Source organism: Flavobacterium sp. (assembly GCF_040382755.1).
Taxonomy (GTDB): Bacteria; Bacteroidota; Bacteroidia; order Flavobacteriales; family Flavobacteriaceae; genus Flavobacterium.
Genome location: NZ_JBEIET010000167.1, coordinates 1 through 3527 on the forward strand (window position 1 = coordinate 1; position 3527 = coordinate 3527).

General features: G+C 36.7%; 1 protein-coding gene. It reads right to left on the reverse strand.

Going from position 1 to position 3527, the window contains the following annotated elements; translation table 11 throughout:
- Window positions 1-247: 247 nt before the first annotated feature.
- Window positions 248-3527: phosphoribosylformylglycinamidine synthase (gene purL, locus ABWO04_RS10590; protein ID WP_353079673.1), on the reverse strand; the 3280-nt coding region annotated here is incomplete at its 5' end.

Consider the following 3527-nt stretch of genomic DNA (forward strand, 5'->3'; position numbering starts at 1 on the left):
ATATCTTAGCCTTTGAAGGCGAGTCACAAGTATACAGTTTTGAAGGAAGTTTTACGGAATACGAAGAAAACAAACGCAAACGATTAGGTAAAGATGTTACCCCAACTCGAATTAAATACAAGAAATTAATCAGATAATTTTATTATAAAGTAAAAGGGCTGTTTCATTGAAACAGCCCTTTTTTATTTAATAATAAACGAAATTCTTTAAACCTATAATCTTATATCTATATTCTATAATCTATTATCTATTTTCTCTCTTCAATCCATTTTCTGGCATTCACAAAGGCTTCTAACCAAGGTGAAACCTCATCTTTTTGATTTCTGTCTGGATAATTTGCCCAATTCCAAGGGAACGTAGAACGCTCAATATGTGGCATCATAACCAAATGTCTTCCAGTTGTGTCGCACATCATCGCCGTATTATAATCCGAACCGTTTGGATTGGCTGGATACCCTTCATAACCATATTTTGCAACAATATTATACGCATTTTCAGGCATTGGTAAATTGAATTTTCCTTCACCGTGCGAAATCCAAACCCCTAACGTAGCACCTTCTAATGTTGAAAGCATTACCGAGTTGTTTTTCTGAATTTTTACAGAAGTAAAGCCGCTTTCGTGTTTGTTAGAATCGTTGTGTTTCATTTTTCCGTGCACCTCGTGGTCAGGATTAATTAGCTCTAATTCCATCATCAATTGACATCCGTTACAAATTCCTACAGAAAGTGTATCTTCTCTTTTAAAGAAGTTTTTTAAAGCAGAGTTTGCTTTTTCATTGTATAAAAAGGCACCAGCCCAACCTTTAGCGGAACCCAACACATCTGAATTAGAAAAACCTCCTACAGCACCAATAAATTGTATGTCTTCTAAGTTTTCTCTTCCCGAAATTAAATCGGTCATATGAACGTCTTTTACATCAAATCCTGCTAAGAACATCGCATTTGCCATTTCTCGTTCAGAATTACTTCCTTTTTCACGAATAATAGCTGCTTTAGGAGCCCCCTCCCGACCTCCCCCGAAGGGTGAGGAGAGCTTACCGGTAAAATGTTTTGGGAAACTAAACTGCAAAGGTTGTTTGTCAAAATTCTCAAAACGTTCTTTTGCTTTGCCGTTCTTCGTTTGTTTTTGGTCTAATAAATAAGATGTTTCAAACCAAGTTCTTCGGTACGTGGCAATATCCAAATTCCAAGTTCCAAATTCCAATTTTCCAGTATTTGTAACTTTACCAAGATTGAAAAATTCTACTTTATTTTCATTCAAATAAGCTTCAAATTCTTCATTATTAGCAGGTTGAACGACAACGCCGATGTTTTCTGAAAATAATATTTTGACTAAATCTTTTTCTTCAAAACAATCAAAACTTAATTTCATTCCCGTTTCCTCAAAGTTTGAGGTTCCCCCTTCGGGGGTTAGGGGGCTGAAACATAATTCTAATAAAGTGGTAATCAAACCACCGCTACCAATATCGTGTCCGGCTTTAATTTTTCTGTCTTTAATTAAATCTTGTAAGGTATTGAATGCTTTTTTGAAAAACGCCGCGTCTTTTATAGTTGGCGTTTCATTTCCAACTTTATTTTGCGTTTGATAAAATGAAGAACCTCCTAATTTAAAAGTATCTTGTGATAAATTGATATAGTAAATGTTTCCGCCATTTCGTTGTAAAACAGGTTCTACTACTTTAGTAATATTTGAACAATTTCCAGCAGCCGAAATAATAACCGTTCCTGGTGCAATTACTTCGTCATTCGGGTATTTTTGTTTCATTGATAAGGAATCTTTTCCTGTTGGAATATTGATTCCTAATTCAATAGCAAAATCCGAACATCCTTTTACTGCTTGATACAAACGGGCATCTTCGCCTTCGTTTTTACACGCCCACATCCAGTTTGCCGATAAAGAAACCGATGCTAAACCGTCTTTTAAAGGCGCCCAAACTAAATTTGAAAGGGATTCTGCAATGGCATTTCTACTTCCTGCTACCGGATCAATTAAAGCTGAAATAGGAGCGTGCCCAATAGAAGTAGCAATTCCTTCCTTTCCTTTATAATCTAAAGCCATTACACCTACATTATTTAAAGTTAATTGTAACGGACCTGCACATTGTTGTTTGGCTACTTTTCCACCTACACAACGGTCTACTTTATTAGTTAACCAGTCTTTACAAGCTACGGCTTCTAATCGTAAAACTTGATTTAAATAGGTTGGAATTTCACTTGCTTTATATTCCGAATTGCTATAATTTCTGTCTACGGTAGTATCTGTCATTATGGTTTTTGGCGAACTTCCAAAGAAGTCTTCCAAGGCATAATCCATAGGTTTTAATCCCGTTGATTTTGATTCAAATGTAAATCGATGGTCGTTGGTTACATCACCCACTTCATACATTGGCGAACGTTCTCTATCGGCAATGCGTTGTAACGTTTCGATGTCTTTTTGACCAATAACTAATCCCATTCTTTCTTGCGATTCGTTTCCAATGATTTCTTTTGCAGAAAGAGTAGGGTCGCCTACAGGTAATTTATCTAAATCGATTAAACCTCCTGTTTCTTCCACCAATTCCGATAAACAATTTAAATGTCCACCGGCACCGTGGTCGTGAATAGAAACAATCGGGTTGTTATCGCTTTCCACCAATCCACGAATGGCATTGGCAGCACGTTTTTGCATTTCTGGATTGGAACGTTGGATCGCATTTAATTCAATTCCTGAACCAAAAGCACCTGTGTCTGCAGAAGATACTGAGGCACCACCCATTCCAATTCTATAATTTTCACCACCCAGAATGACAATTTTATCACCTGCAGTTGGTTTCTTTTTTATCGCTTGGTCTAATTTTCCATAGCCAATTCCACCTGCTTGCATAATTACTTTATCGTAACCTAATTTGCGCGCTGTTTCTTCGTGTTCAAAAGTTAAAATAGAACCTGTAATTAACGGTTGCCCAAATTTATTTCCAAAATCGGATGCACCGTTTGAGGCTTTAATTAAAATATCCATTGGTGTTTGGTATAACCAAGGGCGAGCTGCCATATCGTTTTCCCAAGGACGATTTTCAGCTAAACGAGAATACGACGTCATATACACCGCTGTTCCTGCTAAAGGCAATGAACCTTGTCCACCCGCTAAACGGTCACGAATTTCACCTCCCGAACCTGTTGCTGCACCATTAAATGGTTCAACAGTTGTAGGGAAATTGTGTGTTTCTGCTTTTAATGAAAGAACCGAATCAAATTCCTTTTCTTCGTAAAAGTCTGGTTTATCTGCACTTTTTGGTGCAAACTGCGTTACTTTTGGACCTTTAACAAAAGCTACATTATCTTTATATGCCGAAACGATATCATTAGGATTGGTTTCAGATGTTTTTCTAATTAATTTGAATAACGAGGTTGGTTTTTCTTCGCCATCTACAATAAAAGTTCCGTTGAAAATTTTATGACGGCAGTGTTCTGAATTGGCTTGTGAAAAGGCAAATATTTCAGAATCGGTTAATTTTCTACCTAATTTAGTTGAAAGATTGTTTAAATAA